This window comes from Paenibacillus vietnamensis, assembly GCF_020169515.1.
In the GTDB taxonomy this organism is placed as follows: Bacteria; Bacillota; Bacilli; order Paenibacillales; family Paenibacillaceae; genus Pristimantibacillus; species Pristimantibacillus vietnamensis.
Window position 1 is genome coordinate 205778 of sequence record NZ_JAHMHW010000003.1, and the last position, 15288, is coordinate 221065.

A 15288-nucleotide genomic window follows, 5' to 3' on the forward strand; every position below is an offset into this window, starting at 1 on the left:
TTATATCCCGCAAAACCTACAGAACCGTCACGCGAAGCTCGCCGTCCAGCTTATACATGCGTCCGGCTTCCGCGTCGAACGCAGCCGTCAGACCGCCCCAGCGGACGATGAGCCTGCCGCTCGCGCGCGGTCTGACCAACGCCTCCCCCAAGCGTCCTTCCGTCCAGCGAATGTCCGCTTCCGCATTTCCTCGGGCGCGAAGCCCGATCGCCGCGCCGTTTCGCCAGTTCGCCGGCAGTGCCGGCAGCAGCTCGATCGCACCCGCATGGCTTTGCAGGAGCATTTCCCCGATCGCCGACGTGCCGCCGAAGTTTCCGTCCGCTACGAAAATATTCGTCTCCGCGCCGGCAATTCCCGGCTTCGAATACGTAAGGAGATTATCGAAGCACAGCTGCCCGATCAGGTACGAGAGCTGTTTATAAGCGTTGGCGCCATCCCCGAGCCGCGCGAAGCTGGCCGCGAACTGTGCAAGCGTAAACTCGACGTCCTCGAGCCCTTCGCGCCCCATTCGGCGTCCAAGCGTCGTCCGTGCCGCCTCGCTTAGCTCCGGCGTTCCATGCGGCGTAATCTGGCAGCCCGGATAAAGCCCGTACAGATGGGACAAATGGCGGTGATCCGGCTGCGCTTCGCCGAAATCCTCCAGCCATTCCTGCAGCTGGCCGATCGCGCCGACTTGAAGAGGCGGCAGCAGCTCCAGTGCGTCCTCCAGCCTTGCCCGGAGCTCCGCATCCTTATCCAGCTGCTTCGATGCTTCCGCACAGAAGATCATTAAGTCGCGAACCAGCATCATATCCATCGTCGGGCCCATCGACAGCGCATATTCCGCGCCCTCCTGGCGGCCGTTCGGGTAAAAGCTGTTTTCCGGCGAATTGGACGGACCCGTGACGAGCCAGCCGTGCTCCGGATGGACGGTCATATAATCGAGGAAAAACAACGCCGCCTCTTTCAGAACAGGATAAGCCGTTTCCTCCAGAAAAGCCCGGTCGCGCCCAAATTCGTAGTGATCTTTGAGCTGCATCGCGATCCATAGTCCGCCGGTTACGTTCATGCCCCAGTTCAGTCCCCAGCCGGGCGACGAGAACCCCCAGGCGTTCGTGAATACGTGGGCGACCCATCCTTCGCAGCCGTAAAATGCCCGCGCCGACGAACGTCCCGCCTCGGACAGCTGCGAGACGAACTTCATCAGCGGCACATGGCATTCCGCCAGATTGGCCGCCTCCGTCGGGTAATAGTTCATTTCCGTGTTGACGTCGAGATGATAGTCGCAGCTCCACGCCATCCGGTTCGCTTCTCCGTCGTTCCAAATGCCCTGCAGATTCATTGGAAGCGGCGAATTGCCGCGCGATCCCGCGATCGTCAAATACCGCCCGTATTGATAAAACAGAGCAAACAGCGCGGCATCCTCCCCTTCTCCGCTTCTCAGCAGGCGGAGCCGTTCGTCGGTCGGCAGCGAGGAACGTCCCGAGTCACCGAGATCCAGACGGACGCGTGCGAACAGCGAGCGATAATCCGCGATATGTTCCTCCCGCAGCGCGTCGTAGCCCTTGGCTGCCGCCCGTTCGATGGCAGCGCCGCTTTCGTTTTCCCAGGCGGTGCCCGTCTTCCCGTAGTCGGTCGAGACCGCGATGTAAATGACGGCCGCGTCCGCGCCTTCAATGCGCAGTCCGTTCCGTGTGCAGGCGATCGTACCGTTCTTCGCGTCTACACGGACGGTGCCGCTGGCGATTACGCCGCACGTGCCGTCGCTGTGTATGTCTTCCGTCGCTTGGCTTCGGAAAGTAATCAGGCCCGCTTCATCGGCCGTGGTCAAGAACAAAGGCGTCCGCCCGTTCAAAGCGAGCTCGAACGACAGTCCGCCCGGCTCCTCGGCCGATAAGCGGGAGACGAGCACGTCAGCCGCATTCGTGGCGAATGCTTCCCCTTTATAAGCAAACCCGTTCCGGCTGTATGCGCGGGAGACGATCGCCTCCTCCAGGTTCAATTCCCTGCGGAAGTTTTCCCCCCCTCCTCCCGGAAATGTGATCTCCAGATCGGCCAATGTCAAATGGGTCCCGAAATTGCCTTTAGGCGGCTCCAGCGTTTCCCTGGCCAGCCGCTCCCCGCCCTCGTAATCTCCGGCAAAAAACTTTTTGCGCATTTCCTCTAGGGCTGCTTTTCCCCCATTCTCGCTTTGCGGCTCCTCCGGGCGGCCCGACCAATACGTAACCTCTGTCAGGCTCCAGATTTCCTTTTCAATGCCGCTTTGAACGACGGCACCCAGCCTGCCGTTCCCGATCGGCAAGCCCTGCTGCCATCCGGCCGCCGGACTTATATAATAAAGCTTCAAATCCCCCATGTCGCACCCTCCGTCTATCCACTATGTCAGCGCTTACTCATCAAGAATGTTACCGATAACTGTCCCACCGAGTAAAGGTACATTTGCGGTTACGGGGGTACAATTACCCCTTAGAATGCGGGAAATCGCTTGCAAGACGGGGGATCTTCCACCGGTCTTGAGTAGAAATGTGAGTCGATGTTTAATTTACAACGGAATAAAAATAAGTCAGGTTCTCCTTTGAAAGTGCTTATTCAATCAGCTCATGGTCGTATCCAAGTTTAAACAATGCCTCAAGAATGGCTTGAGACCTGTCCTCTCTTTTCCGCCTTAAGTTTGATTCTAATTGTATTTCCAAAGGAATTGTCCGAATCGTATACTGTCCGACTTTCACATCCTTGCAGAGACTCCATATGTATTGCCCGCCTTCCCATATCCCATCCCCAGTCATAGAATCAGGAATACCCGCAGAGTTGGAAATGTGAACGGCTTCTACTTTAATCCTTCTATTACCCAGCGCCCCTTTGTCCATGAAGACCCTGAAGAAAAAGTTTGCGTAAATGTCGGTTCTTCATATGTAGATAACCAATTGTCACCATGAGGAGATTCAGACTTTGTTTTTAGCGAAAATGGTTTCAGCAGCTCAGCGAATTCCTCAACCGCCTGCCTATCCCTCGTGTAAATATCGATATCGCCGGGAATCATATCACAGCCCTGCAATACGGAGCCTGCAGAACCTGCTAGCACCCATTCTATCTTGGATTCAGATTGAAAATAAATGTCGCATACTTTAGTCAAAGCTCTTTCCCAACTGTGCACACGATCACCCCTGGATTCTCTAAGCTCTTTAGTTCCATCGTATTGGTAAGCAAACACACAACAATCATAGAACAAACGTTCCCGTTTGTAAACATTTGTATGTTCTACCCCACTGGCCCTTGTAAAATAATGATAAAGAGCACCTTAGTCACGTTCACTAAGGTGCTCTTTTTATAGTGCCTACCCCCGCCGAACAGGACGAGTGCAGTAACTGGATTTGATGTATCTATTTACAGGTAAATCGCATTTTCTCACAAAATAAATGGATTCATTGCCTATAAATTACACAAAAACGGCAAATATGAAATCTTTCAACCAGCTTATCGGCATAAAATCCAGTTATTTGAAATAGGATTGCCCACATGGCCTGAATATAGGCATTAATTCCAGTTAACGCGAGGCCAAACCGGCTCCAGCTGCCAAACGTTCAAAGACTCGATAACCGCTGCCCCTCCGCGGGCGAAGAACCGGATGCCGGTATGCGACGGGTCCGGATACAAGCGGTTCGTCATCGCGATCCGTCCCTCGTTCGCGAACAATTCGGCGGAGGAACGGTCGATGAACAGGCGCAGCTTCACCCGCCCGTCCGCCATCGGCGAAAGGGGCGCTTCGCTTACTCCTCCGTCACCTGCTCCGCCAAGCTCGCGGTCCATATACAGCTTCCGCTCCCCGGCCGAGTACCTGATCTCGGTATACGAGGATCCGTCACCGGAGCAGCGGATGCGCAGGCCGATTTCGGCGCAGGCCGCAAGCGAAGACACGTCGGCGACCAGCTCCAGCTCCAGGCAGTCGCCGGACACGCGGCTTAACTCGACCAGCGAGCCTTCCTCCAATGCGACTCCCTTATAAGCCTTATGGTCCGACCGGAGCGCGGCCAGCTCTTCGACCGGATTGCTCCGCAGCGTCCCGTCCGCGGCCAGCGTAAGCTCGCGCGGCAGCGTCATCGCCCCGAGCCAGCCGTGCGCCTGCTCCGGCATCGCCGCTCCCCAAATATTCATCCAGGCGATCATAATCCGGCGGCCCCGGTCGTCAACCAGCGTTTGAGGCGCGTAAAAATCGAAGCCGTAATCGATTTGCTCCGATACGCCTTTCTCGAACCGGCAGCTGCCGTAATCGAACGTGCCGGACAAATACAAATTTTTGACCGGAGCAATATTCATCGGAGAGATGAGCAGCACATGGCTGTCACCCTCTCCGAGCGGGAACAGATCCGGGCATTCCCACATATCTCCCATCCTGCCGTCGCTCTCGGCAGCAGCGCCCTGATAGGTCCAGCTGAGCAAATCTCCGGACGTGTAGACGATCGCTTTTCCGAGCCCGTCCTTGCCGTAGCCGACGACCATGTACCAGGTATCGCCGCGCTTCCATACCTTCGGATCGCGGAAGCCGAACCGCTCGGCATCCGGCGAATCTCCAATAACCGGATTAGCCGCACTCTTCTCGAACGTTATGCCGTCACGGCTGACCGCCAGGCACTGCACCTCCTCCGGCGTTTGGCCGTCGACATGCCCGGTGTAAATCAGCGTCAGCATGCCGTTATCGTCAACCGCGCTGCCCGACCAGCAGCCTTGTCCCGCCTGTCCGCCTTTGTCGTAAGGCTCCGACGGAGCGAGCGCCACCGGCAGATGCTCCCAGTGCACCAAATCGCCGCTTCGCGCATGCCCCCAATGCATCGGGCCCTGCTTCGCCTGGTACGGATCGTGCTGATAAAACAAATGATAGTCTCCCTTAAAATATATCAGTCCGTTCGGATCGTTCATCCATCCCGCCGGCGGCATCATATGGTAATGGAGGCGGTACGTGTCATTCAGCTTGCTTGCGTTTTCCTTCAGCGCCGCGCCGGCTTCCGCAATCCGTGTACGATGCGCCCGCACCTTCCCGGTCGATTTCTCCATCCTTCTCACCTATCCTTACATTTTATTTCTAATGCTCTTCCCAAATGGAAGCCAGCCTGTATACTTCGACCGAGCGGAAAACAGCGCTCCCTCCGCTTGCGAACAGCTCCAGGCCGTCGCTGCCGGGCGACGGGTACATGAGCGTCGTAAACACCGTTTCCCCGCTGCCGACGAACAGCTCAATGACCGATTCGTCGACGAAGGCATGCAGCCTGATCCGATTGCCGGCCGCTTTATAAGGAGCCTCGAACCGTTTGCCGAAATGAAACGGCTCGCCTTCCCGGTTTATAAATTCGCTCATTCCCGAGCGATTCCTGTCGACGAACGCGAGTTCCCGGGCCGTTTCATACCCGATCACGGTCGCCTCAGCTCCCTCGCCTTCTTCCGAGCAGCAGACGCTCAGCCCAAACGCTTCCGCATCCTCCCACTCGACCTCCGCAGCAACTTCATACGACGTCCCGCGAAAATCCAGCCGGATGGCTCCGTCGCGCACCCGCACCGTCCCGAACCGGAGCTCCTCCTTCCGCAGACGCTGCAGCTCGCGGACCGGCTTCTGGCAAAGCCGCAAGCCGCCGCCCTCAGCTTCGATCAGCTCCAGCTCGCGGGGCAGCGACATCCCGCCCTTCCAGGGCTCCGTCGGGCCCGCGAACGGATATTTCCAGTTCGAGGTCCAGCCGAGCCAGATCGTCCGCCCGTCGTCCTCCGGAATATCCGAATATGTAACAGCCGCATAAAAATCCTGGCCGTAATCGGTCCAGAGCGGCTCCCCGCCTTTCGCCGCTTCGTTAACGAAGCGGCGCCCGTCAAACTCGCCTACAAAATACTGCGCCGTCGAGCCGTCCGTTTCCTTGTTGTCCCCGATACTGACATGGAGCACCCACTTCCGGCGGCTCCGCTCTCCGTTCACCGTCAGCGGAAATAAATCCGGACATTCCCATACCGCAGCATGCGACCCCTCGCCCTCGCCGAATTCGCTTTCGAACTCCCATTCCCGCAAATTGGCGGAGGAATAAAACCAGATCCGCTTGTCGACCGCAACGGCCATGATCCATTTGCCGCTCTCTTCGTGCCACAGCACCTTCGGATCACGGAAATCTTTGATGCCCGGATTCGGAATGACCGGATTTCCGGCGTATTTCGTCCAGCTTCTGCCCCGGTCGGCGCTGTAAGCGATGCTTTGCGACTGCAGGCCTTCCTTGTAATGGGTAAAAATCGCGACGAGTCCCGCCTTCCCGCCGAACAGGCCTGATGAATCACGCCAATCGACGACGCAGCTTCCCGACCAAATATCCCCAAGCTCGTCGGACACAAGCGCCAGAGGAAGATGCTCCCAATGAAGCAAATCGCGGCTGACCGCATGTCCCCACCGTCCCGTGAATTGGTAAAACTGGTGGTACTCTCCCTCGAAAAACACCATCCCGTTCGGATCGCTCATCGGCCCCTGCGGCGGCGTCAAATGAAATTGCGGGCGAAACGGCTCCTTGTACAGCTTCATCATGCTCCCCCATTCTTCGTTTCGTAATCGTGCGCCGAAAGCCGGACCGCCGCCATGCGGGCATGACGGCGGGGCTTGGCTGCTGCAGCTTGCCGCAGCGGGCTCACTTCAGGATTATTGAGTCAGCGTAATTTTAATGCCTTCGTCCAGCATCGCCTTCGCGGTTGCCGCGAACGTGCCGACAGGCGTGCCGTCCTTGATGCCGGCCATAGCTGCTCCGTTGGCATCCCAGTATTTCTCCACACCGATTGGAGCGAACAAAATTTTACCGGCAAGCGCATTCATTTGGTCGACCTTCTCTTGGCCGAACTGCTTCACGTTGTTGTCGGTAGCTGCCTTGAGCTCGTTTTCGGAAAGCATTTTGATAAATGCCGCTGCGCCTTGCGGGTTTTTCGAAACCGTCGGAATCGACCAGCCGGACATGCCGCCTGGGCCAACGTCCTTCGTGCCGTTCGGACCGGTCGGAACCGGAACAAAATCGATCTCGTAGTCGCTTTTGAAGACGTTAAATCCGCCAAAGCCGTACTCAGCCGACATGGCCAGCTTGCCGTTTTTGAATTCCGCGTTAAAGTAGTCGCCTTCCTTGTCTTTGTCGATGTATTTATCCTTCAGCAATGCGTCCTGCGCAAACTGCATCGCGGCCTTCACGTTGTCGGACTCGTAGTTCGAGGAGATCGAGCCGTCTTCATTGTAAGAAAGGAGCGTCAAGCCGTTGGAAGCGACGAACAGCGGGTAGCCCGCATCCCACCAGCCGAAGCCGAATTGGTCGTTTTTGCCGTCGCCGTCCGTATCCGTCGTCATTTCAAGCGCGGTGGAACGGAACGTGTCCCATGTCCAGTTGCCTTCGCTGTACAACTCGCCCGGCGATTTCACGCCGTTATTTTCGAACAGAGTTTTGTTGTAGTAGATCACGATCGGTGCAGCGCCGACGCCTGCCGCGTACGGCTTGCCGCCGAAGGAGAACGCTTTCGTAACGGACGCATTCCAGAACGGGTCGGCCATATCGATATACTGGTCGAGCGGCTGGACGATCTTTTTCAGTGGGTATACCGGGAAGTTCTGGTCGTTGGCCTGAGCCACGTCGACCTGGTCGCCGGCGTTCACCATGGAGATCAGCGTCGACTTCTGGTCGCCCCACGGTACTGCGATGACGTTAACCTTGCCGCCGTAAGCTTCCTCAAACTGCGGAATCGTTTCCCATACCGCATCGTAGGCAGCCGGATTCGCCGCTTTATTCTCGTCGTACTGCTCTTTGGACGTATGATAAAGAATCGTAATATTGCCGTTCTCAAGCTTAGTCTCTTCCCCTGCAGGCTGCTCCGTCGCCGCACCCGCGCCTCCGTTATTCTCCGTGCCTTCGCCGGCAGGGGCATTCCCGCCGCTGCCGCCGGAGCATGCAGCCAGTACAGTACCCATCATCATGACAGAAGCGATCATCATAGCTAGCGATTTTTTGTTTCTATCCATTTTCAAATTGCCTCCCCTGGTTTCAGTTCGTTGGTCTGTTCCTTTGACACCCTTGTTTTTTTTCGCGAGCAAGCATGCGTTGGTTATCCGCCCGGCATCCCCTCCCTTCATGGCCCAGCCCAGGCCCGGTTATTTGACAGCTACATGCTCGATGCTGTCCGTGAAGTACCGCTGCGTAACCAAATAAAGAAGGAACAGCGGCAAAATCGCGAGCAGCGCGCCGGCTTGAATTCTCGTGACGATGACCAGCGGATCGCTGATCGTCTGCACGTTAACGACGGACTGCAGATCGACGCGCAGCGACGACAGTGCAATCGCGAAGTTTTTCTTCAGGTTGCCGAGCAGCAGATTCGACATGTAGAACTCGTTCCAGTGCCAGACGAAGGAAAATAAAAAGACGGTAATGATCGCGTTTTTCGCATTTGGCAGCATAACGGTAAAAAACGTTTTGAACGGGCCGCAGCCGTCCATATACGCCGCATCCTCCAGCTCGCCGGGCATCCCCTTGAAAAATTGGCGGAAAATGAAGATGTAAAGCCCGGAGCGCAGCCCCATGCCGAGCATGGAAGGCAGGTAGAACGCCCAGTAGCTGCCGACCAGGCTGATCGAATCCGGTCCGCCCGTAACCATTGAGGTCAGCTGCATGATGCCGAAGGCGTCAAAATATTTCATATCCGCGTACAGCGGCAAAATAATCGTCTGCACCGGCACGACCAGCGTCAAAATGACGAGCGTAAACAACAGTCCGGAGAACCGGAATTGGAATCTCGCGAAGCCGTACGCGACGAAGGCGCAGGACAGCACATCGAGCAGGCCGCAGCCGACGCCGATGATCAGGCTGTTCTGCAGCGCATCCCAGAAATCCATCACCCGCAGCGCATCCGTAAAGTTGCCGAGCGTAAACCCCTTCGGCACCCAGATGACGCTCGGATCCATCGCTTCCTCCGGACGGCGAAGCGACATGCTGAGCATGTACAGAAGCGGATACAGCAGCTGGTAAGCCAGCGCCGCAAGCAGCGCAAAACGTATGATCGACGTGAACGTCTTCCTCGTGCGTTTGATATGCTTTTTGTAATTGATTGCGTTCAAGATCGGTTCCCCGCTTTCCCTTTAGTCCTGCATGTAGACGATACGTTTCTTGAGCAGAAGGTAGACGGCGCCGAGAAACGCGGCGATCAGCAGGCAGTACAGCCATGCAAGCGCGCTGCTGTAGCCGAATCTCACCTGGGAGAAGGCCGTGTTGTAAATCATCAGAATGACGCCGTTGCCGTAATCTGTGAACGTATCGATTATGGTGTACACGATATTAAGCAGCATCATCGGCGTGAGCATCGGCAGCGTAATTTTCCAAAACTGCTCCCAAGGCCGCGCCCCTTCCAGAGACGACGCTTCGTACAGGTAACCCGGTATCGCGTGCAGGCCCGCCAGAAACAGCAGCACCTGAACGCCGGACCTCCAGGTCAGATCGAAGATCCGGGAGATGACGTTATTAAAAATCTCGATCAGCTGCGCCCCGAGCCCCAGCTCCTGCAGGATGCCGTTAATGCCTGCGCCCGTGAACAAATAAACGCTGTCCGCACCGCCTCGCATCCCTTGGGAGAAGACGTCCTCCTTCAAAATTTGCATCAGCACGCCCGAGGCGATAATGACGGGCAGAAACGAAACGGCGCGCATAAAGCCTCTGCCCCTGAATTTATGCTTGATCATCACCGCGACGAACAGGCTGTATACGAGAATAAGCGGTACGCCGTACAGCATGTTGACGAAGGAACCCGTCGCCTCCCGAATGAACGCCGGATCCTTGAACAGCGCATACTGGAAGTTCTCCCATCCAATGAAGGTGCCGCTCAGCCCTTCTGGCGTCATCTCCATGTTCTGGAACGAATAGAACAGCGAGGTGAACAGCGGTTTGGCGAAAAACAAGATAAAACCGAGCACCCACGGGAGCACGAACAGAAATCCGTAAAGCTCCTTTTTTTTCGTATAGGGCAGTGCCCTGAGTTGCTTCAACATGCGTTCACCCCCTACCGGACGAGGTAGCCCAGCGCCGGAATGCGTTCTCCCAGGACGTCGGCCGCCTCATCGTTATAATTGACGACAACGGCTGCGCCATTCTCGAAGGTCGTGCGGTACACGCCATCCTGCAGCTTGTCGTGATCCGTTATCGCAAGCCCGATTACCCCTCCGAGCGCTTCGTCCAGCCGGTTGTACTGCTCCAGCATCTCGCCGTAGAGCGTCTCGAATTCCGCGCTGTACAGGTAGTCGAACTCGGTACCCGCGAGCAGGGCGGAATCCCTCGCGATAAACTTGTAAGCAGGGAACGTGCCGGTTTCAATCAGCTTGAGCAGGTAGCGCTGCGGCATGCTGGACAGGTTGACCGGCTCGCTGTAAGCAGGCAGCAGCCCGCTGACTGCAATGCTGTAGAACGGCACCGCTTCATCCTCCGTATCGAAGCCGCTGGAGTACAGCGGAACATCGGACAGGCTTTCCGCGAACGGAAATACATAGGCGTTCGGCTGCTCGAACAGGAGGCCGTCCAGATTGCTTTGCCCTTCGGCGAGCCCTTGCTCCCAAATCGCGCCGGTTGCGTTTTTCGGCTGGCTGTCCTTCCGGAAGTCGGAATACAGGAAGCTGCCGACCGATTCCAGCGAAGCATGCTTCAGTCCGCCTTTCGCCGCAGCCGAGGTGAATTTAGCGATCGCCTCGTTCACCGAAGCCGGCTTCATCAAGTACCAGCGCTTCAAATCCTTGTTTTTTGTCCGGTCGCTTAACCGGTATTCGTATTTCAGCGCCGGAGCTCTGCTGATTCCTTTAGCCGTATCCATAAATCGGCTGAAGCCGTTGCCGCCTTCATACAGCTTCACGGGATCGGCTGCAGGATAGAAGGCAACCCCCTTTTCCTCCAGCTCCCCCGCAAGCTTCTTCAAGCCTCTTGTCCCGCCAAGCTTTCCTTCAGCGGACAGCGATACCGGAACCTCGTCCTTCGCTCCACCGGACGACCAGCCCTCGAGCCGCAGCGACAGATTGGAAATCCCGTCGCCAAGCAGGCGGTCAGCCGCTTCTCCCGCGTCCTTGAACGAGGTGAGCACCTCAACCGTATTGTAAGGAATGCCGAGAAACGCCGCTTTTTTCTTGACGCCGCCGACGAAGTCCACGAGCAGCGGCAGCTTTCCGCCGCCGGCCGCATCTTTCTCCATCGGCTTCACGTTCTGCTCCTTCTGCAGGTATTCGCGGTATTTTCCGGCCATCCCGGCATAATCGGCGTCTTCCCCGTTCAGGAAATAATAGTTCACCTCAAAATCCGTGCCGCCGGTCAACGATTGCGAGGAGCGCGTGACCTGCTTCTCGTTCGGCGTGCCCTCCAGCAGCAGATTCGTTTCGGATTCCATCAGATTCAAATAGCTGTATACGTTGTTGTAGCTGTTGTTCTTGCCGCTGACGTCGGCGGCGATGCCCGCCTGATAGGCGCCTTTATGAATGACGGCCAGGAAGCCTTCGTCGTCCCGCTTCATCCCGAATACGGGCATGCGGACCGTCTCCTTCTGTTCGGCCCGGGCCGGCAAATCCAGCGCTTGATCGCCGCCGAATACCCGCTCGTTATACCCTCTGTAGCTGCTTTTGTTATTGTTAAAGTGAATGAGAGCGCCGCTCCCGTCGGGTACGAGCAGGTAACCTTCGTTCGTTTTGCCCGCAGCTCCGAAGAAAGGAAGCAGGCTGATATTGACCAGCTTGAACTTGCCCTCCTGCTTGATGCCTTCCGCTAGGATCGTCGCCGTCATCGCATCTCCGCTTAGCGAGTATCTTACCGGAACGGTAAAACCTGCTTTCGGGAACACATACGTCACCTCGACGCCGCCATCCACCTTTTTCCAAGCCGGCTGCGCGTCCTTCACGCTCCCTGTAAAGCTGTTAAGCTGGAACGGCTTGTTCTGGCCATCCACGTAATCGAGCAGCAGCTGTGCCGATAAATCCATTTTTTTGGCGCCTTTGGCCGCCGCATCCGCCTCCCGGTCCGCCGGGTTGCTCGTCCATACGGCCCCCGATGCGGTGTCGGTCACCGATATTTCCGCAGTGGCAGGATGATAATCGAGCGTCAGCCGCCCGGAATCGGCCGCCCGGACGACCTGGCCGCCGTCTGCGCCGTTTGTTGCTGCCGCATAATTGATCTCCGGCCCGCCGGAGGCCGCGACCGCCAGCATGACTGCCGTAAAGATCGTTAATAGCCGCAATTTCATGCTGCCTACCCCTTTCCGATCCGCGTCCCGCTTCACAGGCGGAACAGCAATTCGTTATAAATCGTATAAATGAACACGTACACCTGCTGGAAAAGCGTATAGAACAGGACGGCCAGGAAAACGACAATGCCCATCGCAGCGAACGTAAGCGCAATCGACTGCAGCGTCCTGACCGCTCCATAGTCGTGGATGATCAGCATGCCGATGAACATGAGAATGGCGCTCCAGATCATGGCGACCGACGTTATATATCCGAGGAACATGCCCTCCTCCTGCACAAGCACCTTGCTCAGCAGCGTAGAGACGATAATTGCCGCTACGTATGGGATTAATGCATATGCGCTGACGATCCCGATTTGCTTCGCTTTGCCTTCGCCGTCCATCCAGGTGGCAACCGCCCAATTCCCCGAAACCCAGAGCGCATAGAGAACAATGGTTTTTGCTGCAATCAACCAGACGTTCAGCGCGCTAAGATCGGCATAGTTGAATGTATAGCCGGTGCTTTGCCGCTTGAAGATCGTCGCGATAAAGAAGACGAGGATAATGGCGCCGGAAGCCAGAAGAGAGCCTTTGCCTTCTTCCTTGACCGCATAAAAGCCGTCAAAAGGATGAATCAGGCAGCCGAACGGATTCAGCCGTTTGCTTGAGACCCCGGGTATGCTTACCGTTTTGCTTGGAACAACGGGTATGCTCATCGGTTTACCTCCCTTCTGCGCTTGGCTTGTACGGCCAGTAAGCCTTTATAGCCGTAGTAGACAAGCAGCGCGATAATAAATACGGTCATCATCGCCGGCAAATTGTCGCGAACCGTCTGCATCCGGATTTGGCCGAATGTGTCCGAGTAACCGGACCGCTCCGTGCCCTGCCGGTAATACTCAAGCGCTTCCGAATAGTTGCCTTCCTTCTCGAGCGCCTTTGCCATTCCGATGTAGGCGATGCTGTTGTTGACGTTTTTTTTGGCTACCGATTCCCATATAACGGCCGCATCCTCGTAAAGCCCCTGGTTGTACAGCACGGTCGCTTTACGCACCAGACTTCCATACTCGGATAAGGCGAATCTCGTAATATTGCGCTTGGCCGAGTCGAGCACGAGCACTTCGTTTTTCCAATAGGACACTGCCGTCGGCTGCAGGAAAGTTCCCTTCTGATTGCCAAGCGAACCGAATACCGCGATCGGATTGCCCTCGGCGTCGTATTCGAACACCCTGCCTCTTGTCCGGTCGAGTCCGGCGATGAAGCCTTCCCCGTCGACCGACAAGTCGTTAAACGAAGTGTCCTGCTTCACGCCCTGGCTCATCGAAAATTCCTTATCGCCGAAATCCGCCGAGCCCTGCCTTCCCATCAGCACGTTATTGCCAAGCGGATTCAGCTTTTTGATCTCTTCGCGCGAATTTTTGGAAATGATCGTCGTCGTATACACGAAATTGTCGCTGCCGATATCCAGGTTCGAATATTCGATCGGAAGCAGCTTCATCATCGCCGAGCGCTGCTCCTTGGACAAAATATTTTTCCAGAACGTCTCGAGCACAACAGCCGGTGTCACCTCTACCCGGTTGCTGCCGAAATAACCCGTGAATTTTCCTTCGGCGTTAAATTGCATCAAGCCGTAAAATTGCCCTTCCGACAGCACATAGATGCGTCCGGCATTGTCCGCTGCCACTTTGAGCGGCTTAAACGCAAAGCTTTCCGGAATGAGCGGATCGCTTGGCTTCTCGATGACAAGCTGCACCTTCTTGTCCGCTCCGACCCTAATCACGCGGCCCCCGTCCTTGTCGGCGATATACATCGTCCCGTCCTCTGCGACGAACAGGCCCGTCGGTGAAGCCAAGGACAGCTCCTTGCCGTTCCAGTCCAGCTTGTCGATCGTATCCACGGTCTCGAAACGGTTATTCAGCTTGACGATCCGTTTATTGCCCGTATCCGCAATATAGATCGAGTCGTGACGATCGACGAACAAGTCCTTCGGCTCGCTGAACGGTCCCGCTCCAAGCTCCAGGCCGGTGTAAGTACCGCCCGGCAAATAGCTCGCCGGAGCCGCCTTCGATTTGTCCCACTCGTTGTATACATAGGAAGGATAGGGGGCCTCGGCCTTCGCCTGCAGGGGCAGAGCGGTCAAGGCCGGGAGAAGCAGTGCGGCAGCCAGCAACAGTTTGATCTTCATGGCAACACAAGCCCTCCCTTATTTGATCCCCGCGAAGGTCATCGTCTCGACGACCTTCCGCTGAAGCAAGATGAATACGATAATCGGCGGAACCATCAGAATGACCGCGGCCGCCGAGCCTGCGCCCATCCTCGCGATCGGATCGCCTGCCACGATCTGCTCCAGCGCCATCCGGAACACCTTAAGCGACTCCCCGAAAATAAGCTCCTTCGGCGCGTAGTTCCACAAGTTAATGAATTGAAAAATAACGACCGTCATAATGGCCGGCGTCGCGTTCGGCCAAATGATCGAGAAAAACGTCCGGTATTCGCTCGCTCCGTCGATCCGCGCCGCCTCCAGTATCGCGTCCGGCAGCTGTTCAATAAATTGCTTCATCAGAAACAGACCGAGCGAGGCACCGATCCATGGCAGGATGAGCGCCGAATACGTATTGACGATGCCCAGCTGCGACATGAGCACGAATTGAGGAATGAACGTGACCTGGGGCACAAACATCAGCGCCATAACGATGACCGAGAACAAGACATTCCGGCCGGGAAACTTGTGCTTCGCCAGCGGATAAGCCGCCATGGCTGCGAACAGCACATGCAGCACCGTTCCCGCCACCGCAATGAATGCCGTGTTGAATACATAACGGGACAACGGCACCCACATATTCGAAGCCAGCTGGAATAAATCCGTAAAGTTATCCAGCGTCGGCCTCATGACGATGAGCTTAGGCGGAAATTGAAGCAGCTCATCGATCGGCTTCAGCGATGTAATGACCGCGAAGACGAACGGAAACGCAGAGAAGATGCCGAGCAGCGCCACGAAGCCGAATATCGCGATGTTGCCGGCAAGGGAGCGTCTGGCCTTCATGCCGGATTTTTTCTTAAGTATCGTGAACATGGATGTCCTCCTGC

11 protein-coding genes are annotated in these 15288 nt (G+C 56.4%); all 11 read right to left on the reverse strand.

All coding sequences use genetic code 11. The features are described from left to right. Window positions 1-16 precede the first annotated feature (16 nt). Window positions 17-2335, reverse strand: a complete 2319-nt coding sequence (locus KP806_RS08965; protein ID WP_224723241.1) for a glycoside hydrolase family 95 protein — start codon at window positions 2333-2335, stop codon at window positions 17-19. A gap of 471 nt (window positions 2336-2806) precedes the next feature. Next, window positions 2807-3133 (reverse strand): nucleotidyltransferase family protein, encoded by a 327-nt coding sequence (locus KP806_RS08970; protein ID WP_224723242.1) that lies wholly within the window; start codon window positions 3131-3133, stop codon window positions 2807-2809. Window positions 3134-3513: 380 nt separating this feature from the next. Next, window positions 3514-5028, reverse strand: a complete 1515-nt coding sequence (locus KP806_RS08975; RefSeq protein ID WP_224723243.1) for a glycoside hydrolase family 32 protein — start codon at window positions 5026-5028, stop codon at window positions 3514-3516. Window positions 5029-5056: 28 nt separating this feature from the next. Then, window positions 5057-6523 (reverse strand): glycoside hydrolase family 32 protein, encoded by a 1467-nt coding sequence (locus KP806_RS08980; protein ID WP_224723244.1) that lies wholly within the window; start codon window positions 6521-6523, stop codon window positions 5057-5059. A gap of 114 nt (window positions 6524-6637) precedes the next feature. Next, window positions 6638-7990, reverse strand: coding sequence for an ABC transporter substrate-binding protein (locus KP806_RS08985; protein WP_224723245.1), 1353 nt, complete (start codon window positions 7988-7990; stop codon window positions 6638-6640). 129 nt (window positions 7991-8119) lie between these two features. Further along, complete coding sequence (locus tag KP806_RS08990; protein ID WP_224723246.1) at window positions 8120-9079, reverse strand: carbohydrate ABC transporter permease; 960 nt, start codon at window positions 9077-9079, stop codon at window positions 8120-8122. A 21-nt stretch (window positions 9080-9100) separates the two neighbouring features. Beyond that, a complete protein-coding gene (locus tag KP806_RS08995) occupies window positions 9101-10003 on the reverse strand; it encodes a carbohydrate ABC transporter permease (protein ID WP_224723247.1) in 903 nt (300 codons plus the stop codon). An 11-nt stretch (window positions 10004-10014) separates the two neighbouring features. Then, window positions 10015-12225: a DUF5696 domain-containing protein gene (locus tag KP806_RS09000; protein WP_224723248.1), complete on the reverse strand. Its 2211-nt coding sequence runs from the start codon at window positions 12223-12225 to the stop codon at window positions 10015-10017. 32 nt (window positions 12226-12257) lie between these two features. After that, a complete protein-coding gene (locus KP806_RS09005; RefSeq protein WP_224723249.1) occupies window positions 12258-12920 on the reverse strand; it encodes a Yip1 family protein in 663 nt (220 codons plus the stop codon). Beyond that, window positions 12917-14386 (reverse strand): hypothetical protein, encoded by a 1470-nt coding sequence (locus KP806_RS09010; protein ID WP_224723250.1) that lies wholly within the window; start codon window positions 14384-14386, stop codon window positions 12917-12919. The genes KP806_RS09005 and KP806_RS09010 overlap by 4 nt, the downstream gene beginning before the upstream one ends. Before the next feature lie 18 nt (window positions 14387-14404). Continuing rightward, window positions 14405-15274 (reverse strand): carbohydrate ABC transporter permease, encoded by an 870-nt coding sequence (locus KP806_RS09015; RefSeq protein WP_224723251.1) that lies wholly within the window; start codon window positions 15272-15274, stop codon window positions 14405-14407. Between the last annotated feature and the right edge of the window lie 14 nt (window positions 15275-15288).